The sequence below is a fragment of the Micromonospora sp. NPDC051196 genome, from assembly GCF_040682415.1.
In the GTDB taxonomy this organism is placed as follows: domain Bacteria; phylum Actinomycetota; class Actinomycetes; order Mycobacteriales; family Micromonosporaceae; genus Micromonospora.
Genome location: NZ_JBFBAY010000012.1, coordinates 28,054 through 52,266 on the forward strand (window position 1 = coordinate 28,054; position 24,213 = coordinate 52,266).

General features: G+C 70.7%; 15 protein-coding genes and 1 pseudogene. 8 read left to right on the forward strand and 8 right to left on the reverse strand.

All coding sequences use genetic code 11. The features are described 5' to 3' along the window. Positions 1-228 precede the first annotated feature (228 nt). Both AB0M35_RS21775 and AB0M35_RS21780 read left to right on the forward strand, forming a co-directional pair. Entirely contained in the window at positions 229-1,293 is a 1,065-nt protein-coding gene (locus AB0M35_RS21775) for a hypothetical protein (RefSeq protein WP_363747396.1), read from the forward strand. Between the two features lies 1 nt (position 1,294). Continuing rightward, the gene (locus tag AB0M35_RS21780) at positions 1,295-1,975 is read left to right on the forward strand and encodes a class F sortase (protein WP_363747593.1); all 681 of its coding nucleotides are present in this window, start codon (positions 1,295-1,297) and stop codon (positions 1,973-1,975) included. A gap of 68 nt (positions 1,976-2,043) precedes the next feature. Here the strand turns inward: AB0M35_RS21780 and AB0M35_RS21785 are convergent, their stop codons facing one another. After that, on the reverse strand, positions 2,044-7,098 hold the full coding sequence (locus AB0M35_RS21785; protein WP_363747397.1) for an NAD-glutamate dehydrogenase: 5,055 nt from the start codon (positions 7,096-7,098) through the stop codon (positions 2,044-2,046). Between the two features lie 289 nt (positions 7,099-7,387). Here AB0M35_RS21785 and AB0M35_RS21790 point away from each other — a divergent pair, with 289 nt between their 5' ends. After that, positions 7,388-9,337: a penicillin-binding transpeptidase domain-containing protein gene (locus tag AB0M35_RS21790; RefSeq protein ID WP_363747398.1), complete on the forward strand. Its 1,950-nt coding sequence runs from the start codon at positions 7,388-7,390 to the stop codon at positions 9,335-9,337. 703 nt (positions 9,338-10,040) lie between these two features. Here the strand turns inward: AB0M35_RS21790 and AB0M35_RS21795 are convergent. The 6 genes and pseudogenes from AB0M35_RS21795 to AB0M35_RS21820 form a co-directional block, all read right to left on the reverse strand. After that, positions 10,041-10,949 (reverse strand): annotated as a pseudogene (locus AB0M35_RS21795) (arginase family protein); the annotation flags it as partial. A gap of 122 nt (positions 10,950-11,071) precedes the next feature. Further along, a complete protein-coding gene (locus AB0M35_RS21800; RefSeq protein ID WP_363747399.1) occupies positions 11,072-12,001 on the reverse strand; it encodes a tetratricopeptide repeat protein in 930 nt (309 codons plus the stop codon). A gap of 100 nt (positions 12,002-12,101) precedes the next feature. Next, positions 12,102-13,790, reverse strand: coding sequence for a methylmalonyl-CoA mutase family protein (locus tag AB0M35_RS21805; protein ID WP_363747400.1), 1,689 nt, complete (start codon positions 13,788-13,790; stop codon positions 12,102-12,104). Positions 13,791-13,888: 98 nt separating this feature from the next. Further along, the gene (locus tag AB0M35_RS21810; RefSeq protein WP_363747401.1) at positions 13,889-14,293 is read right to left on the reverse strand and encodes an Asp23/Gls24 family envelope stress response protein; all 405 of its coding nucleotides are present in this window, start codon (positions 14,291-14,293) and stop codon (positions 13,889-13,891) included. 225 nt (positions 14,294-14,518) lie between these two features. Then, a complete protein-coding gene (gene meaB / locus AB0M35_RS21815; RefSeq protein WP_363747402.1) occupies positions 14,519-15,523 on the reverse strand; it encodes a methylmalonyl Co-A mutase-associated GTPase MeaB in 1,005 nt (334 codons plus the stop codon). A gap of 173 nt (positions 15,524-15,696) precedes the next feature. Next, positions 15,697-16,896 (reverse strand): acetyl-CoA C-acetyltransferase, encoded by a 1,200-nt coding sequence (locus AB0M35_RS21820; protein WP_363747403.1) that lies wholly within the window; start codon positions 16,894-16,896, stop codon positions 15,697-15,699. A gap of 60 nt (positions 16,897-16,956) precedes the next feature. Between AB0M35_RS21820 and mce the strand changes: the two genes are divergently transcribed. The 3 genes from mce to AB0M35_RS21835 all read left to right on the forward strand — a co-directional run bounded on the left by mce (position 16,957) and on the right by AB0M35_RS21835 (position 21,947). After that, positions 16,957-17,433, forward strand: coding sequence for a methylmalonyl-CoA epimerase (gene mce / locus AB0M35_RS21825; RefSeq protein WP_363747404.1), 477 nt, complete (start codon positions 16,957-16,959; stop codon positions 17,431-17,433). Positions 17,434-18,239: 806 nt separating this feature from the next. Continuing rightward, positions 18,240-19,502 (forward strand): DivIVA domain-containing protein, encoded by a 1,263-nt coding sequence (locus tag AB0M35_RS21830; RefSeq protein ID WP_363747405.1) that lies wholly within the window; start codon positions 18,240-18,242, stop codon positions 19,500-19,502. Positions 19,503-19,676: 174 nt separating this feature from the next. Further along, on the forward strand, positions 19,677-21,947 hold the full coding sequence (locus AB0M35_RS21835) for a hypothetical protein (protein ID WP_363747406.1): 2,271 nt from the start codon (positions 19,677-19,679) through the stop codon (positions 21,945-21,947). A gap of 368 nt (positions 21,948-22,315) precedes the next feature. Here the strand turns inward: AB0M35_RS21835 and AB0M35_RS21840 are convergent, their stop codons facing one another. Further along, the gene (locus AB0M35_RS21840) at positions 22,316-22,675 is read right to left on the reverse strand and encodes a hypothetical protein (RefSeq protein ID WP_363747407.1); all 360 of its coding nucleotides are present in this window, start codon (positions 22,673-22,675) and stop codon (positions 22,316-22,318) included. 493 nt (positions 22,676-23,168) lie between these two features. Between AB0M35_RS21840 and AB0M35_RS21845 the strand changes: the two genes are divergently transcribed. Beyond that, positions 23,169-23,969, forward strand: coding sequence for a helix-turn-helix transcriptional regulator (locus tag AB0M35_RS21845; RefSeq protein ID WP_363747408.1), 801 nt, complete (start codon positions 23,169-23,171; stop codon positions 23,967-23,969). Further along, positions 23,960-24,142, forward strand: coding sequence for a DUF397 domain-containing protein (locus AB0M35_RS21850; protein ID WP_363747409.1), 183 nt, complete (start codon positions 23,960-23,962; stop codon positions 24,140-24,142). The genes AB0M35_RS21845 and AB0M35_RS21850 overlap by 10 nt, the downstream gene beginning before the upstream one ends. Positions 24,143-24,213: the final 71 nt, after the last annotated feature.

Genomic DNA, 24,213 nt, shown 5'->3' on the forward strand with positions numbered 1-24,213 from the left:
ACAAACCGTCCAAGCTCCCTACATGCACGAACATCCCGGCAGTGGCGAGACGGGCCCGGTCGGGGACAGTGCGGCACGCCGGGGATCAACCATTCACGCAGAGGCCACGAGTCGGACTAATGCCAAAAGACGAATCTTTCCCTGCATATGTCATGAAACGGTCTAACGTCGGTTCTGGCTCGGTTGCCACCGGCCGCAGGACAAATCAGGGATGGAGAGACAGAGGTTATGGCTAAGAAGATGCTCGGGAAGGTCGTGGCGGGCGCTGCCCTCGGTGGGGCTTCCCTGCTGGTGTTCGCGCCGGGAATCGCGTTCGCCGACGGCCAGCCGCACGAGAACGAGGGCAAGGTCTTCGCCAAGCCGCACGCCGCCAAGCCCGGCGAAGAGATCAAGCTGGTGGAAATCTGCGAGCAGCCGCAGGAGCACCCCTTCGTCTGGTCCAAGGTCACCGGCAAGGTCAAGCTCGAGCCGGCCCGCGACGGCGGGAAGTCGGACCGCGGCGGCTGGGGCAGCGAGGACGGCTCCTACGAGCACGGCAAGGACGGCCGAGACTGGCACGGCGACAAGGGCCGGGGGCACGACAAGGACGGCAAGGACTGGCAGCACGACAAGGACGGCAAGGACTGGCAGCACGACAAGGACGGCAAGGACGGCAAGGACTGGGAGCACGGCAAGGACGACAAGGACTGGAAGTCCGGCGAGGAGCACGGCAAGGACTGGAAGTCCGGCGACGAGCGCGGCGAGTGGCAGGGCCGCGAGGCGCCGCAGGACGGTGCCGGCGGGGGTGCTGCCGCCGACGACAAGCACGACTGGAAGAGCGACGAGCACGGCCAGGACGCGAAGGACGAGCGCGACCGGAAGGGCCGCGAGGACGACAAGCACGGCGATAAGTCCGAGCACGGCTGGCAGGACCACGACGAGTACGGCGCGGACAAGCGCGAGTGGAACCGCGAAGAGCACCGCAAGGGTGACGAGCACGGCAAGGGTGACAAGCACGGCAAGGATGGCGAGCACGGCAAGGGTGACCGTTGGGAGCACGAGAAGGACTTCGTCTACTTCGGCGAGGCCCGGATCGCCAAGGACGCCAAGCCCGGCACGTACAAGCTGGAGGGCTCCTGCGGCGAGGGCGAACTGGTCGTCCTGCCGCACGGTGGGGTCGACGGTGGCGACGGCGGCCTGACCGCCGGCACCGACCGTGGCATGGCCACCGCCGGGGCGAGCCTGGTCGGCGCGGCGGCCCTCGGTGGCCTGGTGCTGCTGCGTCGCCGTCGGACTGATGAGTTCGCGGCCTGACGTGTCGACGAGACGGGCCGACGGCCGCCACGGTAACCCGTGGCGCGCCGTCGGCGCCGCCGTCGTCGTCGCACTCGCGATGGTGGGGGCAGGGCTGGTCGGCGCCTCGATGAAGGGCGCCGAGACCGTCCGTCCACCCCAGCCGCTCGCACAGGCGGAAGCCACCCCTTCGGCCGACACTCCCTCTGACGACGCCGACCTCGGCCGCGATCAGGCACCGACCGGGCTGCCCCGCGCAGCGCCCACCACGATCAGCATCCCCCGCATCGGCGTCAACGCGGAGATCATGACGCTGGGCACCAACCCCGACGGCACCGTGCAGGTGCCTCCGTTGGACCAGGCCCTGCTGGCCGGTTGGTACGAACCGGGTCCGAGCCCTGGCGAGGTGGGCAACGCGGTCATCGTCGGTCACGTCGACTCGGCCGCCATCGGCCCCGCCGTCTTCTTCTCCCTCGGCGCCCTGCAACCCGGCGACATCATCACCGTCAACCGCGCGGACGGCCGACCCGCCAGTTTCCAGGTGGATTCGGTGGCCGCCTACCCGAAGGACGCCTTCCCCACCGAGCAGGTCTACGGCCCCAGTGACCGACCCGGACTACGCGTGATCACCTGTGGTGGCCAGTTCAACGAGGCCACCGGCGACTACCCCGACAACGTGGTCGTCTTCGCCTCGGTTCACTGACCCGGCAACCACGTGGCCCGGCGGTTCCCCGCCGGGCCACGTGTCCCGATCACCAGGGCAGGGTCGGATCAGCTGGCGGCGGAGGTACGGACCAGGGTGCGGATCTGCCGCAGTAGAACCGACAGGGCCGCCAGGTCAGCCCGGGACTCGTCGAATTCGCCCATCGCCCGTTCCGCCCGATGGATCGAGGTCGCGTTCGACTGCTCCCACTGCTGCACCCGCTCCAACGGCGGCAGGTCGGCCGGAGTGGAGTCGAGCACCTCGCCGGTCAGCGCGGCCAACGCGGCGTACAGGTCGTAGCGCAGCGCCATCCGGGCCAACGTCTGCCACCGGTCCTCGCGGGGCAGCAGCGAGATCTTCGACAGCAGCGAGTCGACCCGGAACCGGTCGGAGAGCACGAAGTAGACCGAGGCCACCTCGCCCACGTCGCGCCCGGAGGCGGCGGCGGTCTCCACCACGTCGAGCAGACCGAAGCTGTACATCAGACGGGTGCTCTGCTCGGCCAGCTCACGCGGCAGGCCACGCTCGGTCATCGCGTCGATGTGCGCCGCGATCGCCTCCCGCTCGGTGCCGTAGAACAGCGTCTCCAGCTGCGGCAGCAACCGGGCCACGCCGCCACGCAGCCGATCGATCTCGGCGCGTACGTCGATCGGCGACCGGCGGTTGGTCACCAGCCACCGCACCGCCCGGTCGAGCAGCCGTCGGGTGTCCAGGTAGACGTCGGTCTGCAACTCCGGGTCGACCTTGTTGTCCAGCGCCTCGACCGCGTCCCAGAGCGCACGCAGCCCGAAGACCTCACGGACCACCACGTACGCCCGGATCACGTCCGCGGCCGGGGCCGCGGTCTCCTCGACCACCCGGAAGATGAACGAGATGCCGCCCCGGTTGACCGCCTCGTTGACCAGCACGGTGGTCACGATGTCGCGGCGCAGCCGGTGCCGGCCCATCCGCTCGGCGAACCGCTCACGCATCGGCGTCGGGAAGTAGTTGACCAACACCTCGTTGGTCCACTCCTCGTCGGCCAACCCGTCGGTGAGGGTCTCCTTCTCCAAGGCGATCTTCACGTACGCGAGCAGCACCGCGAACTCCGGAGCGGTCAGCCCCGACTCGGTGCGTACCGCCAGTTCCTCGTCCGACGGCAGCGCCTCCAGGGCCCGGTTCAACGTGCCGGACCGCTCCAGCTCGGTGATCATCCGGCGGTGCACCGGCAACAGCGAGGCGGCCTGCGCCTGCGAGTTGTTGATCGCCCGGGCCTGGTCGTAGTTGTCCCGCAACACCAGCTGGCCGACCTCGTCGGTCATCGCGGCGAGCAGCTCGTCCCGCTCGGGAACGGTCAGTTCACCGTCGGCGACCGCGGTGTTCAGCAGGATCTTGATGTTCACCTCGTGGTCGGAGCAGTCCACCCCGGCCGCGTTGTCGATGAAGTCGGTGTAGATCCGACCACCCGTCTGGGCGTACTCGATCCGACCGTGCTGGGTGAAGCCCAGGTTGCCGCCCTCGCCGACCACCCGGCAGCGCAGGTCCTTGCCGTTGACCCGGATGGCGTCGTTGGACTTGTCGCCCACCTCGGCGTTGCTCTGCGTGGACGCCTTGACGTAGGTGCCGATGCCGCCGTTCCAGAACAGATCCACCGGTGCGGTGAGGATCGCCTTCATCAGCTCCTGCGGGCTCATCTGCTCGACGTCGTCGTCCAGCCCGAGCACCGCGCGCACCTGCGGCGTGATCGGCACCGACTTCGCCGTACGCGAGTGGACCCCACCGCCGGCCGAGATCAGCTCGGCGTTGTAGTCCTCCCAGGTCGAACGGGACAGCTCGAACAGCCGCCTGCGCTCGACGTACGACGACGCCGCGTCCGGATCCGGGTCCAGGAAGATGTGCCGGTGGTCGAAGGCGGCCACCAGCCGGATGTGCTCCGACAGCAGCATGCCGTTGCCGAACACGTCACCGGACATGTCGCCGACACCGACCACGGTGAAGTCCTGGCTCTGGGTGTCGTGGCCCATCTCGCGGAAGTGCCGCTTGACCGACTCCCAGGCGCCCCGGGCGGTGATGCCCATCTTCTTGTGGTCGTACCCGGCCGAGCCACCCGAGGCGAAGGCGTCACCCAGCCAGAACTTGTGCGCGACGGAGACCTCGTTGGCGATGTCGGAGAAGGTCGCCGTGCCCTTGTCGGCCGCCACCACCATGTACGGGTCGTCGCCGTCGTGCCGGACCACGTCGTCGGGCGGCACGATCTCACCGGCCACGATGTTGTCGGTGACGTCGAGCAGCGCGCCGACGAACTCCTTGTAACAGGCCACCGCCTCGTCCCGGTCGCCCGGCTTCTGCTTGAGCACGAAGCCGCCCTTGGCACCCACCGGCACGATCACGGCGTTCTTCACCATCTGCGCCTTGACCAGGCCGAGCACCTCGGTACGGAAGTCCTCCCGCCGGTCCGACCAGCGCAGACCACCACGGGCCACCGGGCCGTACCGCAGGTGCACGCCCTCGAAGCGCGGCGAGTACACGAAGACCTCGAACTTCGGCCGAGGCGCGGGCAGGTCCGGGATCGCCTGCGGATCCAGCTTGAACGCCACGTACGCCTTCGGGCGCCCGTTGCCCGGCTTCTGGTAGAAGCTGGTCCGCAGGGTGGCCTGGATCAGGGTCAGGTACGCCCGCAGGATGCGGTCCTGATCGAGGCTGGCCACGTCGTCGAGCGCGGCCCCCAGCTCGGCGACCAGCTCCGCACTGCGCTTATCGCGCTGCTCGGCGGTGAGCGTGCCCGGCTCGAACCGCGTCTCGAACAACTGCACCAGCAGCCGAGCCAGGTGCGGGTACGCGATGAACGTCAACTCCATGTAGTCCTGGGAGAAGACGGTCCCGGTCTGGCGCAGGTACTTCGCGTAGGCGCGCAGCACCACGACCTGCCGCCAGGTGAGCCCGGCGCGCAGCACCAACTCGTTGAAGCCGTCCACCTCGGCCTCGCCGCGCCACGCCGCCGCGAAGGCGTTCTCCACGTGCGGACGCACCTCGGCCAGGTCCTGGTGGCCCTCGGGCAGTTGCAGCCCGAAGTCGTACAGCCAGATCCGCCCGTCGACCCGCTCCACCTCGTACGGGTGCTCGTCGACCACCCGCACGCCGAGCGAGTGCAGCACCGGCAGCACCGCCGAGAGCATCATCGGCTCGCCGTACCGGTAGACCTTGAACCGGACGTCCATGGTGTCGTCGACGTCCGCGCCCCGGGCGACCGCGCGCGGCAGCGGCTGCTTGCGGAACAGGTGCATCTCCAGCTGGCCGGGCTCCTCCAGCAGCTCCAGCTTCGCCAGATCCTTCATCGCCTCGTACGGCGTGTGCCCGTCCTTGTAGCCCTCCGGGAAGGCGTCGGCGTACCGGACGAACAGGTGCTTGGCCTGCTCGTCCCCGAGCTTGCGCTCCAGCACCAGCCGGTAGTCGTCGTCCCACAGCCGGGTGGCGTCGGCCAACTCCTCGGCGAGCAGGTCGGCGTCGATCTCCCCGGGCGGGTTGCTCGGGTCGGTACGCACGATGAAGTGCACCCGAGCCAGCATCGACTCGGTCACCCGGGTGGTGTAGTCCACCCCGACACCGTTGAGCTCCCGCAGCAGGATGTCCTGCATACGCAGCCGGTTCTGGGTGGTGAAGCGGTCCCGGGGCAGGTAGATCAGGCAGGAGATGAATCGCCCGTACGCGTCCCGGCGCAGGAATACCCGCAACTGCCGGCGACCCGCCATCCGCAGCACGCCGATCACCGCGTGGTACAGGTCGTCGGTCTTGATCTGGAACAGCTCGTCGCGCGGGTACGTCTCCAGGATCTGCAACAGGTCCTTGCCGGAGTGGCTGCGCTGGCTCAGGCCGGAGCGGTCCAGCACCTCGGCGACCTTACGGCGGACCACCGGCAGTTCCTGCACGCTGGTCCGGTACGCGGCGGTGGAGAACAGGCCGAGGAACCGCCGCTCCCCGACCACCTCCCCGTCGGCGTCGAAGATCTTGAAACCGATGTAGTCCAGGTACGCCGAGCGGTGCACGGTGGCCCGCGAGTTCGCCTTCGTGATGATCAACAGGCGCTTCTCGGTGACCTTCTCGTGCGCCTCGGGCGTCATCGACGACAACGCCCGCGCCTCCGGCGAGTCCTGCCGCAGGATGCCCAGCCCGGTGCCGAGCACGGCTTCCAGCGCCGGCCCGCCCTTGTCCGAGTCCGGCACCAGCCGGTATTCCCGGTAGCCCAGGAAGGTGAAGTGATCGTGGGCCAACCAGCGCAGCAGCTCGACCGAGTCGGTAATGTCCTTCTCCGGCACCGGTGGCCGGTTGTCGCTGGTCCGCGCGGCGGCCAACTCGTCGGCGAGGGAGAGCGCCTGCTGGCGCATCTTGGGCCAGTCCTCGACGGCCTCCCGCACATCGGTGAGCACCCGCTGCAACTCGCGGCGCAGCCGGTCCCGCTCCGCCGGGTCGCGGACCGGATCGATCTCGATGTGCATCCAGCTCTCGACCAGGTCACCGGCGATCGCGTCGTCCGGCTCCACGTCGGCGGCCACCTCGACCAGCCGGCCCAACGGCTCCCGACGCACCACCACCAGCGGGTGCACCAGCAGATGCACGTCGAGGTGGTGACTGTTGAGCAGCGCGGTCACCGAGTCGACCAGGAACGGCATGTCGTCGGTGACGATCTCGATGACGCTGTGGTGCTGCTCCGCATCGGGTGAGTGGATCCGCAGCTTCAACTCGCCCGGCACCCGCTGCTCGGCCAACTCCCGGTGCTCCCGAGCGGCGTCGAGCATCTCCTCGGCGGTGAAGCCGATCAGCTCCTCGTCCGGCGCGAACCGCCAGAAACGCCCCACCAGGGTCGCCGCGTCATGGTCGTCCCCGGCCAGTGCGACCGCCTGCGCCACCAGCCGTTCGGCGTTGGGTACCGGCTCGTCGAGCTCGGCATCCTCCACGTCGTCCGCCAGCGCCTCTGGTGGCAGACCCAGATCGTAGAGGGTGTCGAGACTCGAACCGGTCATGCCGGTCACTCCTGAGTCGAGCCGGCCGAAGCCGTCTCCGTCGGTCGCCGTGTCGAAGCTGTCGTCCCGGCTGGTGTCAGCCTGCCGGAGGTCGGGTCCCGGTTTTATCGCCGGACGCCGGTCCATCGGTGCCACTCCCCTCGACCCACCGCGTTGTGGGTCACTCTTCCGCCAAGCCTAGGCCGACCGACCGGTTCATCCGTCGGCGGACCTACAGCTGGCCATCCGGATCTTGGACGGTCGTCCTTTCACCCGTTGCGGTACGAGGTTCGGCCGGATCAGGAGTACCCCGGCTGATGTTGTTCATCACACCGTCACGGGCCTGTCTTTCGCCCTGCCCCGGCCGACCGGGGCAGTGCGGGCCGCCTGGACGTACTACCGTGCAGGGCAGCCTGACCAGGAGGAACCAGCTCTGATGCACCGGTCGCACCGACACCGCCACAATTGGTCACGACTCGCCGCCACGGTCGCCTGCCTGGTCGCCTCGGCGGGCCTGGTCGCCTGCTCCGGCGAGGACGGCCCGGAAGGCACCGTCGACGCCTTCCTCAAGGGGTGGCGCTCAGGCGACCTGAACGCGATCGGCTTCGTCGACCCGACCGGCGCGAAGGTGCCCGCCGCCAACGTCGTCCAGGAGATCCGGGAGCTCTCCGGCGAGCTGGTCGACGCCCCGCTCACGCTGACCCGGCAGGGCGAAACGGCAGTGGTCCAGCGCACCGCCACCGCGACCGTACGCGTGGAGTGGACGCTGCCGGGCGAGACCAACTGGGCGTACGACCGGCCGGTGCGACTCACCCAGGGCCGCGACGACCAGTGGCAGGTGATCTGGGAGCCGCAGATCGTGCAGGAACAGCTCACCCGGGGTGACCGGCTGGGGCTGCGGCGGGAACGCGCCCCGCGCGCCACCGTGCTCGACAGTGCCGGTGAGCCGATCGTGGCGCCGCGCGACGTGGTCCGGGTCGGGCTGCAACCCAGTGAGGTCACCGACGTCAAGGCCATGACCCGCGAGTTGGACGCCGCCTTCCGCGCGATCCGCCCGGCGATCACTCCACCCGTCGACCTGTCGAACCTGGCGAAGCGGTTGGACGAGGCGAAACCGGACGCTTTCGTCGAGGTGGTCACCCTGCGCGACGAGGCGTACCGGCAGATCAGGTCACGGATCTACGACCTGCCGGGGACGAAGTTCCAGAGCGACAAGCTGGACCTCGCGCCGACCCGGGAGTTCGCCCGGGCGGTGCTGGGCACCGTCGATCCCGCGCATGCCGAGGATCTGGCCAAGCACCCCGACCGCTACTCCCCCGGCGACCTCGTCGGCCACGGCGGGTTGCAGGGCCGATGGGACGAGCAACTGCGCGGCGTACCCGGCCTGACCGTGATCATCAAACGGCCGAGGCAGGACGGGACGCTGGAGCCGACCGGCACCGAGGTGTTCCAGCGTGAGCCGCAGCCCGGTCAACCCGTCAAGACCAGTCTCGACGTCGCCACCCAGCAGGCGGCCGACCAGGCGTTGCGCAGCGAGCGACGGCGCTCCGCCCTGGTCGCCGTACGGATCAGCGACGGCGCGGTCCTCGCTGCGGCGAACGGCCCCGGTGCCGCCGGGGAGAACCTGGCTTTCACCGCCCAGGTGCCGCCGGGCTCCACGTTCAAGATGGTCAGCGCACTCGGGCTGATGGAACGCGACGCGGTCACCCCGGACACTGTCGTGGACTGCCCGAAGACCCTCGTCGTCGACGGCCGCTCGTTCAAGAACTCCAACAATTTCGAGCTCGGCAAGGTGCCGTTCCGCACCAACTTCGCCAAGTCCTGCAACACGGCCTTTGCTGCCCTGGCACCCCAACTCGGTGCCGACGGGCTCGCCGCCACCGGCCGGAGCCTGGGCCTGGAGGGTCAGTGGCAGGCGGGGCTCGACGCGTTCACCGGAAAGGTGTCGGCGGGCGGCGGTGCCACCGAGCAGGCCGCCGCCGCGATCGGCCAGGGCACCACCGTGGTCAGCCCACTGGCCATGGCCGCGGCGACCGCAGCGGTGGCCAAGGGTGCGTTCACCCCACCGAAGCTGGTCCTCGACCCGGCGCCGGAGCCGGCCGGTGAGCCGGGCCCGGAGCTGAAGCCCGAGGCGGTGACGGCCGTCCGGGAGATGATGCGTGCGGTGGTCACCGACGGCACCGGCACGGCCTTGAAGGACGCACCGGGCGAGCCGGTGCACGGCAAGACCGGCACCGCCGAGTACGACAACAACCCGAAGAACACGCACGCCTGGTTCGTCGGCTGGCAGGGCGACGTGGCCTTCGCCGTCTTCGTCGAGAAGGGCGGCTCCGGCAGCGGCACCGCCGCACCGATCGCCGAACGTTTCCTACGCGCCCTGTCGTGATCGACTCCTGCGCGCCCTGTCCTGACCGACTCCTGCGCGCTGTCGTGATCGACTCCGTTTCGGCGGAACGGCGTGATCAAAGCTCGCGGATTACCGCCATTCCGCCGTAACCGAGTCGATCATCATGCTCGGCCTGCCCCTGGTCCTTACCGTCGGCAGTTTCCTCGGCCACATCGGTGGTCGGGTTGTCGGAGATGGCGGCCGGGCTGTCGGAGGTAGCGGCCGGATCAGCGGTCGCTGGGCGCAGACCGCCCGCATCCGGATCGCCCGGCTCGTCCCCCGCCGACCCGTCACGGTCGTCCACCGGAGTCCGGTCACCCACCGCCGATCGGCGCAGGGAACCAGCCCCGACCGCCCCATCGCCCGCCGCCGACCCGCGCGAGAAGCCCGACCCGACCAAACCATCGTCGGCCCCAGGCCGCCGCAGAGAACCCGACCCGGCCAAACCGTCGTCAGCGCCAGGCCGGTGCAGAGAACCCGACCCGGCCGTACCGTCGTCGACACCGGGCCGGCGCAGAGAACCCGGGCCGACGGAGAAGCCGGCATCGCGTGGATCCGGCACGGCGACCAGACCCGACGCGCGACCGGCCGAGGTAGGCCCGCGCTCGATAAGGCCCGAACCACGCTCGGTGGTCCGGCGTGGGGTGGGTGTGATCCGTTCTATCCGCTCGGTAGCCGACCGGGTCAGCACCGGCGCGGGTGCGGTGACCGGGCGCAGTCCCGCCACCACGGTGTTGACGATCTCGGCGGCGTACGCGCCGTCCGGGTCGTAGTCGGGGTCGAAGACGGTCACCTCGACGCCGAGGCAGTGCGGGGTGTCGACCAGGCCGGCGAGCAGGATCTCCAGCTCGGCGAAGGCGATGCCCCCGGGATCAGGGGCGTCGACCGCCGGCATCACGGCGGGGTCGAGCACGTCCACGTCGACGTGCACCCAGTAGCCGGCGCAGTCGGCCAACTGCTCGTGCGCCCACTGGGCGGTCCGTGCCGCGCCCTCGGCGCGCAGCGCCGGCACCGGACGGGTGATGATCCCGGCGGCCTGTAGGTCGAGCCGGTACTCGTCCTGGGCGCGAATGCCGAGCACCACCACGTCGATGTCCCGGAAGTAGGGGCGTCGCCCCTCCATGGCCGCCAGGTCGGCCTGGCCCCGCCCGGTGACCAGGGCGAGATCCTCGCCGGCCGCCGCGCCCACGTACGAGGCGTTGCCGGGGTGCCGGAAGTCGGAGTGACCGTCGACGAAGACCAGGCCGATCCGGCCGCCGACCGCCTCGCCGAGGCGGTGCATGGCCAGGGCCGAGCCGAGCAGGATCGAACAGTCGCCGCCGAGAACCACCGGGAACTCGCCCCGGTCGATGATCGCGCCGATCCGGTCGGCCAGCGCCGCCGAGTAGTCGGCGATCTCCCGCGCATGGCACACCCCGTCGCCCGGTCGCCAGTCACCGGCGTCGTAGCGGGGCGGGGTCAGGCAGCCGGCGTCGCGGGCCCGCAGCCGGGGCAGCAGGCCCTGGTCGCGTAGCGCGCCGGGTGCCTTTGCGCAGCCCGGGACCGACGTGGACGTGGGTGGGCGCAGGCCGAGGTTGCTCGGCGCGTCGAGGACGGCGATCCGGCGCATCATGGGCCGCTGTCGTTCGCGACTGCGGGGCTCGCAAGCTCACTCCTCGCGCTCACCTGGGCTCCCGTCCTGTGGTGTCGAGGCGGGCCGGCGCTACGCCGGCCCGCGCTGGCGTGGCTGAACGTTCAGAACAGGGCGCTGGCCAGGGCGCGGCGGGCCGCGGCGACCGCCGGGTCCTCCGGGCCGGCGATGGTGAACAGGCCGACGAGGTGCTGGCGTACCTTCTCCCGATCGTCGCCCGCAGTGCGCCGGACCAGTCCGACGAGGCGCTGGTAGGCCTGCTCGGCCAGACCGCTGAGCATCTCGATGTCGGCGGCCAGCAGTTGGGCGTCGACATCGTCGGGGTCGGCCGCCGCAGCGGCGAGCGCGGTCTGCGGGTCGGCACCGGACACCCGGCGGGCGAGGCCGACCTGGGCCAGGCCCGCCTGGGCCGCAGCGTCGTTGGGGGTCTCGGCCAGGATCTTCCGGTACGCCTGCTCGGCGGCGTCCAGGTCACCGTCCATCAGGGCGTCGTCGGCCTCGTCGAGTCGGGGGTCCTCCGGCTCGGCCACGGAGACTCCACCGGCCTTGAGGACCGCCTGGATCCACTGACGCAGCTGCGGCTCGGGCACCACGCCGGAGAAGGCGTCGACCGGCTGGCCACCGACCACCGCGTACACCATCGGGATGCCCTGCACCCGGAACATCTGCGCGAGCCGGGGGTTGGCGTCGACGTCCACCTTGGCGAGCACCCAGGCGCCGCCGCTCTCCACCGCCAGCCGTTCCAGCACCGGGGAGAGCTGCTTGCAGGGCTGGCACCACTCGGCCCAGAAGTCCACCACCACGGGTGTGGTCAGGGAGCGCTCCAGCACCTCCGACTGGAAGGTCGCCTCGGTCACGTCGATGACGGTGACGCCACCGGCAGACCCGCCGGGCACTCCGGCGGGGATGCCAGTGGGGGGACCGGCCTGGGCCGGTGCCGGTGCCGGGGCGGGACTGGGTGCGGGGGTGCGCAGCGCGCTGAGGTCGACCGCGCCGCGGGTAAAGATCGACGAGGTGATCCGTGGGTCGCTCATGGTTACCTAGTCTCGCACGCGACGCGCCGAACTCAGATCAACCGTGGCCGGAGACAGTTGCCACTGTCGCCCCTGCCCAGCCGCCCTTTCGCGGGGGATGTCAGAACCGGGCAGGCTCGCGGTAAACGCCCCATTCCGCGCGCAGCGCATCGCAGATCTCGCCGAGGGTGGCTTCGGCGCGTACGGCGTCGAGCATCGCGGGGATCATGTTCTCCCCGGTACGGCTGACCGCCACCATCTTCTCGACCGCCGAGCGCACAACCGCCTCGTCCCGACCCTTCTTGCGTTCGGCCAGCATCCGGCGCTGCTCCAACTCGACCTCGTGCGAGATGCGCAGGATCTCCAGATCCTTGGCGACCGTGGCGGTGTGGCAGTTGACCCCGACGATCTTCTTGTCGCCCTTCTCCAGCGCCTGCTGGTAGACGAACGCCGACTCGGCGATGTGCCCGGTGAACCAGCCGTCCTCGATGCCGCGCAGGATGCCGGAGGTCATCGGGCCGATGGCGTGCGGGCCCTCACCGCCCAGCGCACGGATCCGGGCGAAGATCTCCTCCGCCTCGGCCTCGATCCGGTCGGTCAGCGCCTCGACGTACCACGATCCGCCGAGCGGGTCGGCCACGTTGGTCACCCCGGTCTCCTCCATCAGCACCTGCTGGGTACGCAGGGCGATCTCGGCGGATTCGTCGGTCGGCAGGGCCAGGGTCTCGTCCAGGGCGTTGGTGTGCAGCGAGTTGGTGCCGCCGAGCACCGCGGCCAGCGCCTCCACGGCGGTGCGCACCACGTTGTTGACCGGTTGCTGGGCGGTCAGCGACACCCCGGCGGTCTGCGTGTGGAACCGCAACCAGAGCGCCTTCTCACTGGTCGCGCCGTAGACGTCGCGCAGCCAGCGGGCCCAGATCCGGCGGGCGGCGCGGAACTTGGCGATCTCCTCGAAGAAGTCGACGTGCGAATCGAAGAAGAAGCTCAACCCGGGGGCGAAGACATTGACGTCCAGGCCGCGCGACAGCCCCAGTTCGACGTAGCCGAAGCCGTCGGCGAGGGTGTACGCCAACTCCTGCGCGGCGGTCGAGCCGGCCTCGCGGATGTGGTACCCGGAAACCGACAGCGGCTTGTAGCGGGGGATCTCGGCGGCGCAGTACTCCATCAGGTCGCCGATCAGGCGCAGGTGCGGCTCGGGGTCGAACAGCCACTCCTTCTGTGCGATGTACTCCTTGAAGATGTCGGTCTGCAACGTGCCGTCGAGCTTCGACAGGTCGGCGCCCTGCCGCTCGGCGGCGACCAGGTACATGCAGAACACCGGCACCGCCGGCCCGGAGATGGTCATGCTGGTGGTGACTGCGGCCAGGTCGATGCCGCCGAAGAGCACCTCCATGTCGGCGGCGCTGTCCACCGCCACCCCGCAGTGGCCGACCTCGCCGAGGGACTGCGGGTCGTCGGAGTCGCGGCCCATCAGGGTGGGCATGTCGAAGGCGACCGACAGCCCGCCGCCACCGGCGCCGAGGATCATCTTGTAGCGCTCGTTGGTCTGCCGGGCGTTGCCGAACCCGGCGAACTGCCGGATGGTCCAGGTCCGTCCCCGATAGCCGGTCGGATACAACCCCCGGGTGTACGGGAACTCGCCCGGCCAGCCGATCCGGTCGAATCCCGGGTACGCGACACCCTCCGGGGGCCCGTAGACCGGCTCGACGGGCATCCCGGAGAGCGTGGTGAAGTCCGCGTCCCGCTTGCGCGCGGCGTCGTAGCGGGCCTGCCAGCGGGCCCGTCCGGCAGCGATCTCGTCGGCGTTCATCTTCCGGGCTCCTCCTCGAGTCCTTAAGACTGCACGTCGAGTGTAGAGCCCTTCCTGAACGATCGATAAGGAAGTTTGTACCGGGTGGTAACCGAGCCTCAGGCCGCCGGGCCCTCGATGGCCACGTCGTCCACCCGGATGTTGATCTCGTCAACCCGCAGCCCGTACGCCTCGATCGCCTGGGTGACCCCGGCCCGCACCGCCGTCGTCACCTCGGGCACCGGATACCCGGCGTCGGTCACGATGACCAGGTTGATCACGGCGCCGCCGTTGGTGACGTGGGCCGAGCAGCCACGCCGGGCGTCACCCACCTGGTCGAGCCCCACCCGGTCGAGCACCGCGTTGAAGAACCGGGCGATATCCCCGCCCAACTCGACCACGCCCGGCACGGCCTTCGCCGCAGCCACCGCGATCTTCTCCACCACCTCGTCCGAGATGTCCGTACGACCACCTGCCACCGCGTCCGGCGTCATCGGCAACTCCTGCGTCATCTCGTGATCCACGCTCACTCCCGGCGCTCGCACCGCCCCCGCACAATGCGGGCCGGTCCGAGCCTAACCGCCCGCATCGCTCCGCAGTGGACACATCAGCCGGGACACCCCATCCACCGTCGATCTTGCAGTTCCGGTCGCCGGAAAGTCGCTTTCACGCCTTATGCCGAGGCAGAAAGTGCATGATCGACGGCGACATCGGGCGGGGGCGGGGTGCTGGGTGGATGTTGTGGCGGTCTAACGGGCTAGTTGGGTTAGCAGGATGTCGGCGGCGGCGTACGGGTCGGTGGTGCCGGCGGCCACGTCGGCGGCCAGCGCCGGCAACTGCGTACCGTCGCGCAGCGAGCCGATCCGGGCGCGCAGCGTGCCCAGCGCGATGGCCTCGATCTCGGCGGCGGCCCGCGCCTCCCGGCGGCGGCGCAGCTCGTCGTGCTCGACCAGCCAGCCCCGGTGCTTGTCGATCGCCGCGGCGATGTCGTCGATCCCTTCGCCCCGGGCGGCCACCGCACGCACCACCTGCGGGCGCCACCCTCCGGGCCCGCGCTCGCCGAGGGCGATCATGCCCTGGATGTCCCGGACGGTGGCGTCAGCGCCGTCCCGATCGGCCTTGTTGACCACGAAGACGTCGGCGATCTCCAGGATGCCGGCCTTCACCGCCTGGATCGCGTCGCCCATACCGGGCGCGAGCAGCACCAACGTGGTGTCGGCCAGCGAGGCCACATCGACCTCGGCCTGCCCGACGCCGACGGTCTCCACCAGCACCACGTCGCAGCCGGCACCCTCCAGCACCCGGACCGCCTGCGGAGTGGCCGCCGACAGCCCGCCGAGGTGCCCCCGGCTGGACATCGAGCGGATGTAGACCCCCGGATCGGTGGCGTGGTCCTGCATCCGCACCCGGTCGCCGAGGATCGCCCCACCGGTGAACGGGCTGGACGGGTCGATGGCGAGCACTCCGACCCGGTGGCCCCGGGCACGCAGGGCGCGTACCAACTCGTTGGTGGTGGTCGACTTGCCCACCCCGGGCGAACCGGTCAGGCCGACCACCTGGGCCTGGCCGCCGTACGGGGCCAGCGCCGCGGCGACCGCCGGCAGCGTCTCGTCGCCCGACTCCACCAACGTGATCAACCGGGCCACCGCGCGGTGGTCACCCGCTCGGGCCCGGTCGACCAGCATCGGTACGTCCCGACTACGGCGCACCGACCCGGTGACCGCAGCCGAAACACGATCGATCGACTCGCTCACGGCGTAACCCGAGTTCGCGACTGCGGGGCTCGCAGAACCGGCTCACTCCTCGCGCTCACTGAGCCACCTCGGATCGCGACTGCGGGGCTCGCAAAAACGGCTCACTCCTCGCGCTCACGAAACCACCTCGGATCGCGACTGCGGGGCTCGCAAAAACGGCTCACTCCTCGCGCTCACTGACCACCCTCGGACGGCGCGGGGACGTGGATGATCAACGCGTCGCCCTGGCCGCCACCGCCGCAGAGCGCCGCCGCTCCGGTACCACCGCCGCGCCGCTTGAGCTCCAGCGCGAGGGTGAGCACCAGGCGGGCCCCGGACATGCCGATCGGGTGACCCAGCGCGATCGCACCGCCGTTGACGTTGACCTTGGTGGGGCTGACCCCGAGGTCACGGATGGACTGGATGCCGACCTGCGCGAACGCCTCGTTGATCTCGATCAGGTCGAGGTCGGAAACGGTCAGCCCGCCCTTGCGCAGGGCGTGCTGGATAGCGTTGGACGGCTGCGAGTGCAGCGAGTTGTCCGGACCGGCCACGTTGCCGTGCGCCCCGATCTCCGCCAGCCAGGTCAGGCCGAGTTCCTTGGCCTTGGCCTTGCTCATCACGACCACTGCGGCGGCACCGTCGGAGATCGGCGACGAACTGCCCGCGGTGATGGTGCCGTCCTTCGCGAACGCCGGGCGCAGCTTCGCCAGCGACTCAGCGGTGGTGTCCGGCCGGATGCCCTCGTCCTCGCTGATCACCAGCGGGTCGCCCTTGCGCTGCGGGATGACCACCGGAGTGATCTCGTCGGCGAAGTGACCGTTCTTCTGGGCGGCTGCGGCGCGCTGGTGGCTGGTCGCGGCGAACTCGTCCTGCTCCTGCCGGGTGATGCCACGCGTACTGCCGTGCCGCTCGGTCGACTCACCCATCGCGCAGCAGTCCCAGGCATCGGTCAGCCCGTCGAGCGCCATGTGGTCCTTGAGCGTGACGTCGCCGTACTTGTAGCCGCCACGCTGGCCGAGCAGCAGGTGCGGGGCGTTGGTCATCGACTCCATGCCGCCGGCCACCACGATGTCGAACTCGCCGGCCCGGATCAGCTGGTCGGCCAGGGCGATCGCGTCCAGGCCGGAGAGGCAGACCTTGTTGATGTTCAGCGCCGGCACGGACATCGGGATGCCCGCCTCGACGGCCGCCTGGCGCGCCGGCATCTGCCCGGCACCGGCCTGGAGCACCTGGCCCATGATCACGTACTGCACCTGGTCGGGGGTGACCCCGGCCCGCTCCAGGGCGGCCGCGATGGCGATGCCGCCGAGCTTCGTCGCCGGTAGGTCCTTGAGGTTGCCCAGCAGGCGCCCCATCGGGGTTCGCGCGCCGCTGACGATCACCGAAGCCATACCTGCCTCCGAGGGGTGCCGACCTGTACGCCTTAACGATTGTTCGGTCAGACTAGCGTCATGTCTGAGAACTCCCCCGTCGAGCCCGGTGCCGACTATGTCACAGACCTCGGCCTGCGCCGCATAGACCACGTCGGGGTCGCGGTGGCTGATCTCGACGCGGCGATCGACTTCTACACCCGGACGTTCGGCATGCGTTGCGTACACACCGAGACGAACATCGAGCAGGGCGTACGGGAGGCGATGCTGGCGGTCGGGCCGACCACGGAGGGCGGCTGCCTGCAACTGCTCGCCCCGCTGACCCCCGAATCGACCATCGCCAAGTTCCTCGACCGCAACGGTCCGGGCGTGCAGCAGGTGGCGTACACCGTGACCGACGTCGACGCGGCCTGCGCGGCACTGCGCGAACGCGGCCTGCGGCTGCTGTACGACACGCCCCGGCGGGGCACTGCCGGCTCGCGGATCAATTTCGTCCACCCCAAGGACGCCGGCGGGGTCCTGGTCGAACTCGTCGAACCCGCCCCGCAACCCGACTGACCCGACCGCGCCGCCGCCCATTCCACCAACGCGTGACCTCCATCGCCCTGCGGGCCAGGCCGGTCACACCCGAGCGGGCCGAGCCCGCCGATCGGGCCAATCACACCCCGACGGGCCGAGCCCGCCGATCGGACCAGTCACACCCGACGGGCCGAGCCCGCTCAGGCCAGTCACACCCCGACGGGCCGACCACCCAGGCCGACGAAGGCAAGATCACGCTCGATCTGGGATCGAGTGGCCTCACACCCCACTCAAGACCCCTCGATCCCAGATCGAGTGGCCACCACACCCGGCTGAGAACAGATCGAGTGGGCCACCACACCCGGCTGAGAACAGATCGAGTGGGCCACCACACCCGGCCCAGGACGAATCGAGTAGCCACCACACCCCGGCCCAGGACGAGTAAGCCACCGCACCCGTAGCCAGAGTCACCTGATCCGGGATCGGAGGGTCTGCAGCGACTCGCCGCCGCATTCATCGACGGACGTGACGTGATCGACTGGTTCCGCGGACCTCGGCCTGACGGACGAGCCGTCGATGGCCTTTCGGTGAACGCGCAATGGTTTTCCCCGTCCCGGCCCGGCGCCCATTCGCGCGGGGCGCAAGCGCCCGGAAAGAAAAGCAGTGGGCGGATACCTGCGACGCTTTTTCACGTCACGCTGCGTACCGTCGGGCTCCTCCCCGAACTGGCAAGATCGCCCGTCGGCGCAGGGTTCCGGTGACGCTACGAGTTGACCATGTAAAGAGGACGGCAAAGGGCGACCCACTCTTGCGAAGCACCCCGGGGGGTCTGCCAGTATGTCCCAATGCCCCAGCAGCAGTCCTCCCCTCTCGCGTTCTTCGATAACGCGAACTCGCAGCCAGATTTCACGGTTGGCCTGCGCGGATACAACACCGGCCAGGTCGACGACTTCATCGGCCGACTGAACGCCGCGCTGAGTCAGGCCAACAAGGACCGCGCCGACGCCGAGCAGGCGCTCAACGACGCCCAGCGCCGGCTCCGCCAGTCCGAGCAGCGGCTCACCGCCCTGGAGCAGAAGCTCACCGACACCAGCAAGCAGCTTGAGGAGAACAGCCGCCCCACGCTGTCCGGCCTCGGCACCCGGGTCGAGCAGATCCTCCGGCTCGCCGAGGAGCAGGCCAACGATCACCGCAACGAGGCCAAGCGCGAGTCGGAGGGCATCCTCTCCGCCGCCCGCCTGGAGGCGCGGGAGATCACCGACAAGGCGAGGGCCGAGGCGGCTGCGATGAAGGCCACCGCCGAGCGGGAGGCCGGCAACCTGCGCACCGCCGCCGAGCGGGAGGCGGCCGAGGTCCGCGTCCAGGCTCGTCGCGAGGCCGACACGCTGCGTGCCGACGCGGATCGGGAGACCAAGCAGCTGCGTACGGTCACCGCCCACGAGGTGGCCGAGCTGAAGTCGACGGTCGAGCGGGAGGTGGCCACCCTGCGGGCCACCGCCGAGCGCGAGATCACCCAGCAGCGGGCCAAGGCCGCCCGCGAGGCCGAGGAGAAGCGTGCCGAGGCGACCAAGCTGCTGACCGACGCCCGCGACAAGCGCGACAAGGACCTCCAGGCTCTGGAGCTGCAACTCGCCGAGCGGCGGGAGAAGGCCGAGCGCGAGGAGTCGGAGCGGCACGCCGCCCAGGTCGCGCAGACCCAGAAGCTGGTCGGCGAGGCCGAGCAGCGGGCCCGGGCCGCACAGGAGCGGGCCAAGGAGATCGAGCAGCGCGCCGAGGCCCGGCGGGTGGAGTCGGAGCGCAACGCGACCGAAACGATCGAGAAGGCCAAGGCGTTGGCCGAGCGGACGCGCAACGAGGCCCAGGCCGAGTCCCAGCGCCTGCTCAACGAGGCCCGCACCGAGGCTGAGCTGACCACCCAGGCGGCTCGCCGCGAGGTCGAGGACCTCACCCGGCAGAAGGACGCGGTCACCTCGCAGCTCGGGCAGATGCTCTCCGGCCTGGCCGGCATCGTCCCGGGTGTGCCCAACAACGCCGCCGCAGCCGACAAGCCGGCGGCCAAGACGGCGGACGGAGCCGAGGAGAAGGTGGCCGCGGAAACCTCCAGCTGACGACGACCACCGGGGCATGATCCACGACGCGGGGTGACACCGGGTGACCGGCGACACCCCGCGTCGCCCTGCCTTCAGGGCAGTGCGCCACCGCCCGTCCGGGCGGGTGAAGTAGCTCCCAACAGGGGCGTCCGTATCGCCCCAGGAGGGCCCGATGCGTGTGAGGATGGGAGCATGTCGCACGGCGAGGAACTGTTCGCTCTCGGCGGGGATGTGACCACGGAGCCCAGCTTCGAGTCCGCCCTGCGGGGGTACGACAAACGACAGGTCGAGAAATACGTTGCTCGTGCGGAGCACGAGATCTCGGCGTTGGAGGCCGAACGGGAGCAGGCCTTCGCCCAGATCCACAAGCTGGCGGGCCAGGTGGAGGTGCTCCAGCGCGATCTGGCCGCGGTGCGCAAGCAGTCCGCCGTGGTGGACCGGGCCGCTTTCCGGCACCTCGGCCCACGGGTCGAGCAGATCCTCGCGCTGGCCGAGGAGCAGGCCGAGGACATCCTCGCCGTCGCGAACGAGGAGATCGAGGCCCGTCGGGCCGCCGCCGAGCACATCATCGACGAGGCCCGGGCCGAGGCCGCCGAGGCGCTCAAGGACTTCGAGATCGCCCTGGCCGCCCGTCGGGCCGAGGAGGAGCGGCAGGCCGCAGCCCGCCGAGCGGAGTCCGAGGCGGCCAGCAAGGCGGCCAAGGAGGAGGCCGCCCGGCTACGCAAGAGCGCCCAGGAGGCGCTGGCCAAGGCCGAGCAGGAGGCCACGCAGCTGCGGGATACCGCCAGGGAGATCCACCAGCGGGCCCAGCAGGAGGCGACCAAGCTGCGCGAGGCGGCCAAGGAGGTGCACGCCAAGGCCCAGCAGGAGGCGACTCAGCTGCGCGAGGCGGCCAAGGAGGTGCACGCCAAGGCCCAGCAGGAGGCCAAGCGCTTGGTCGATCAGGCCACCGAGGCCGGTCGGGCCACCCACGCCAAGGCCCGGCAGGAGGCCAAACAGATCATCGACGACGCCGCCGAGGCCGGCCGGGCCGCCCGCAACAAGGCCCGCCAGGAGGCCGAGCGGATGACCACCCAGGCCACCGAGGCGGCCAAGCGCACCCGGGCCGAGACCGAGGCGTACGCCCAACGCATGCGCAACGAGACCGAGGCGTACGTGCAGCACACCCGGGCACAGGCGCAGCAGGAGCTGGGTGCCTGGCGGGCCGGGGTGGAGAAGGAGGTCAACGGCCGACGCGAGGCGGCGGACCGGGAGCTGGCGCAGCGCAAGGCGACCGCCGAACGCGAGTTCGCCAGCCGCCGCGACGAGTTGGAGCAGCAGCACAAGGCCCGCACCGCCGAGTTGGAGCAGCGATTCGGTGCTCGTACCGCCGAGCTTGAGGAGCAGATCCGCACCCGTACCGCCGAGCTGAAGTCCGGGTTCGAGACCCGCCGCGCGCAGCTGGAGTCGGAGTACACCGCGCGCAAGAACGAGATCGAGCAGGGCGCGGACCAGGTCCGCCAGGCCGCCGAGCAGGAGGCCGCCGCCGTTCGTGCACGGGCCGAGGAGCAGGCCGGCGAGCTGCTGCGTCAGGCCGAGACCGACACGGCCGAGCAGCGCCGCGCGGCGGAGGAGCACGCCACCACCACCCGGCGTGAAGCCGAGGAGTTCGCCACCACCACCCGCCGCGAGGCAGACGAGCACGTCGCCTCCTCCCGTCGGCAGTTCGAGGAGTACGCGGCCACCACCCAGCAGCACCTGGCCACCACGCAGCAGCACCTGGCCGCGACGCAGCAGGAGGCGGCGTCGAGTCGGCAGCAGCTCGCCCAGGTGATGTTGGACATTGCCAAGGCTCAGCAGCAGCTCGCCGACCTGCGCCAGGAGACCTGGAAGTCGCGGCAGGAGTCCGACGAGTTGCAACGCAAGCTGCTGGAACTGCGGCTGGAGGCGGCCACGACGTCCGACGGCCCGACCTCACCGGCACCCGCCGGCTCGTCCTCGCCCGCTGCCGCGCCGTCCCCCGCCGCCGTCGCCCGTACGGTGGACGGCCCGTCGGTCAACGGCGGGTCTCCCGCCAACGGCACCCCGGTCGCCGTGCCCGCCGACGCGCCGGTCAACGGCCACCGACCTGCCCTGGAGACGGCCGGCGTCACGGCCGACGGCGGCGATCCGACCGCCGACGGCGCAGGCTCGATGACACCGGCCGCCGATGGCGCGGGCCCGGTGACGAAGCCGGCCGCCGAGCCGGTGACCACCGTGGACGATTCGCCCACGGCGAAGCCGGCGGTCGAGCCGGCCACCGTCGACGGCGGCACGGCCAGCGCGGGTGTGGACGGCGAACCCACGGTTGCCGCAGTGCCCGGCACGGGCGGTCGGGGCGCCACCCCGACGAAGATCACCAGCACCGGCGAGGGTGGCAAGCGCCCCAGCAAGCCGACCACCGACGAGCGCAGCGCCAAGCCCAGCAAGATCACCTCCGACTGACACCACGCCGGGCAGCGAGCCACCGAACCAGACCAGCCAGCCGCGCTGCACCATCGCACCACGCCCGCCCGGCCGCCCGACCAGATCCGCGCCGGGCGGCCGGGCGATGGCACGCCGGGCGGCCGGGCGATGGCACGCCGGACCAGGCCACCCCGCCACGCCATCGCGCCACTCCCACCCCACCCCACCCCGTGACCAGGGCCGCGCCGGGCGGCGGGTGATGGCATGTCGGACCACCGGACCAGGTGCCACCCCGCCGCACCGCGCCAATCGCGCCACTCCGCCCATCGCTTGACCAGGGCCGCGTAGGGCGGCGGGCGATGGCATGCCGGGCTGGCAGCTAGGCGGGTCGTGCTGGTCGGTGGTGGTCAGGCAGGTCGGGTTGGTCGGTGGTCAGGAGGGTGCTCGGGCGACGGGCGGCGGCGTGGGCCCCACGCGAGGAAGCGGGCGAACAGTGCGGCAGGTTCCGGCCCGTCGTATGGGTTGAGTCGGTAGAGGTCGCGCATCGCCTCGTACATCAGGCCGGCGAGATAGATCGACAGACCGACCGGGTTCTGGTCGTACTCCGCGCGCAGCAGGAGCCGGGCCTGTGCGCAGGGCCAGGGCTGGCCGTCGGCGCGACAGCACCACATCGGTCGCAGCGGGGTGTGTGGCGGGTCGCCGCCGGTCGCGCGGGGTCGCTCGGCGCGGGGGCCACGGCCCGGGGCCGGCAGCCGGGTGCTGATCACGGCCGTTCCCCCGCCGCTCGCGCTCGCCGCCAACAGACGGCCCGCCCTCGCCGCGAGCAGACCGGTCGACCGAGGACCGCGAGCAGCGGGTTGTCGGGCAGCGGCGACCCGGCGGCTGGGCGCGCGGGCCGCCGGCACGGCAGGAGCTTCGGGTGCTGGTAGCGGCGAACACGCACGTCGACCTCCGTGACGGCAGGTTTGGGTGCGTTTCTTGCTGCTCCAGCGACAACAAACGTACCCAAAGTGGTTGAAGGAGGGGCCGCCCACCCGGGGGGATGGGTGGGCGGCCCTGGGTGCCCACCGGGGGTGTCGGGGCGACCCGGCCAGGGCCCGCCCGCGCCCTGCTGGCAACGAGCGTGTCCGGCATGGCTGACAGTCTGCTGACCGGAGCACTACTGTCGGAAGTCATCGAGCGTGGTCGTAACGGGCCTGCGTAACCACCGCACCACCGGCACCTGATGAGCGATTCTCGGTACGCGATTGTGGAGGCACTGTGGAGGAGTCGAGCGCTGACCTGATCCGATCCCAGTTACGTCGGCTGCGCACCGCCGCCGGGCTGAGCCAGGAGGAGTTCGGCAAACTGGTGCACTACTCACCGTCGATGGTCTCCGCCGTCGAGACCGGCAGCCGACCGTACGACCGGCAGTTGCTGGCCCGCGCCGACGAGGTGCTGCGTTCCGGCGGGCTGTTGGTGGCGCTGCTGCGGATCGCCGAGCGCGAGGGGCAGCCGTCCTGGTTCCTGCCCTGGCTGGACGCCGAACGCCTGGCCAGCCAGCTACGGATCTTCCAACCCACACTGATCCCGGCGTTGCTCCAGACCGAGGGTTACGCCCGAGCGGTGATCCGTTGCGATGACCTGCTCAGCGACGAGGAGGTGGAGAAGCGGGTCGCGGCCCGGCTGGACCGGCAGACCATCCTCACCCGACCGGATCCGCCGCAGCTCATCGCGGTCATCGACGAGGCGATTCTGCACCGCCGGGAGGAGCGCTTCCACACGCTGATGATCCACCAGGTCGAGCACCTGATCGCCTGCGCCGAGCGGCCGAACGTGAGCATCCACGTCATCCCGCTCAGCGTCGGACTGCACGTCGGGCTGTCCGGGCCGTTCTCGCTGGCCCGGGGCGCGGAAGGCGGCTGGGTAGCGAGCCAGGAGGCCCAGCTGACCGCCCGACCGACCGACAGCGAGGCCGATGTGGCTACCCTGTTGGCGCGATGGGAGACGGTGCGCAACGAGGCGCTGTCCCGCCAGCAGTCGATCGAACTCCTCAAGGAAGTGGCGAAGTCATGGGCCTGACCGGCGCGATCTGGCGCACCGCCACCCGCAGCGGGAACACCGACTGCGTCGAGGTGGCCGACAACCTGCCCGCCGTGGTGGCGGTCCGCGACAGCAAGGACCGGCAGGGGCCGGTGCTCGCCTTCACCCCGCGGACCTGGCAGGCCTTCGTCAGCCACGTCAAGCGGCGGTAACCACACCTCGACAACCCGCATCGAGTCGACAGCAGCCGGCCGGCGTCGACAACCGACGCATGTACGTCGGA

Coding starts and splice junctions, on each gene's coding strand:
- AB0M35_RS21775 (WP_363747396.1), top strand. CDS start 229: ATGGCTAAGAAGATGCTCGGGAAGGTCGTGGCGGGCGCTGCCCTCGGT.
- AB0M35_RS21785 (WP_363747397.1), bottom strand. CDS start 7,098: ATGGACCGGCGTCCGGCGATAAAACCGGGACCCGACCTCCGGCAGGCT.
- AB0M35_RS21790 (WP_363747398.1), top strand. CDS start 7,388: ATGCACCGGTCGCACCGACACCGCCACAATTGGTCACGACTCGCCGCC.
- AB0M35_RS21800 (WP_363747399.1), bottom strand. CDS start 12,001: ATGAGCGACCCACGGATCACCTCGTCGATCTTTACCCGCGGCGCGGTC.
- AB0M35_RS21805 (WP_363747400.1), bottom strand. CDS start 13,790: ATGAACGCCGACGAGATCGCTGCCGGACGGGCCCGCTGGCAGGCCCGC.
- AB0M35_RS21820 (WP_363747403.1), bottom strand. CDS start 16,896: ATGGCTTCGGTGATCGTCAGCGGCGCGCGAACCCCGATGGGGCGCCTG.
- mce (WP_363747404.1), top strand. CDS start 16,957: ATGTCTGAGAACTCCCCCGTCGAGCCCGGTGCCGACTATGTCACAGAC.
- AB0M35_RS21830 (WP_363747405.1), top strand. CDS start 18,240: ATGCCCCAGCAGCAGTCCTCCCCTCTCGCGTTCTTCGATAACGCGAAC.
- AB0M35_RS21835 (WP_363747406.1), top strand. CDS start 19,677: ATGTCGCACGGCGAGGAACTGTTCGCTCTCGGCGGGGATGTGACCACG.
- AB0M35_RS21850 (WP_363747409.1), top strand. CDS start 23,960: ATGGGCCTGACCGGCGCGATCTGGCGCACCGCCACCCGCAGCGGGAAC.